Origin of the sequence: Vibrio genomosp. F10 str. 9ZD137 (assembly GCF_049974785.1) — a bacterium.
Taxonomy (GTDB): Bacteria; Pseudomonadota; Gammaproteobacteria; order Enterobacterales; family Vibrionaceae; genus Vibrio.
Genome location: NZ_JBNGCJ010000098.1, coordinates 1 through 323, shown reverse-complemented (window position 1 = coordinate 323; position 323 = coordinate 1). Strand labels below are relative to the sequence as shown.

1 pseudogene is annotated in these 323 nt (G+C 51.7%); it reads left to right on the top strand.

Going from position 1 to position 323, the window contains the following annotated elements:
* Window positions 1-323 (top strand): annotated as a pseudogene (locus ACP45E_RS01265) (efflux RND transporter permease subunit); the annotation flags it as partial.

Here is a 323-nt window from a genome sequence, read left to right as displayed (position 1 = left end):
CGCCGATACCGCCACCGACCCCGCGCCACTGACCATGATCGAGAGTGTGATTCAGCTAAAACCTCGCAGTGAATGGCGAGAAGGTGTCACCACCGACTCACTACGTGCTGAGTTCGACAACCTAGTGAAGTTCCCGGGGTTAACCAACGCATGGGTAATGCCGATCAAAACACGTATCGATATGCTAGCAACGGGGATTAAAACGCCAATTGGTATCAAAATAGCGGGGCCTGACCTTAAGGTAATTGAAGGGATAGGTGCTGAATTGGAGCCTATTCTGAATGCACTGAAAGGCACAGCCTCTGTTTACGCGGAACGCGTTG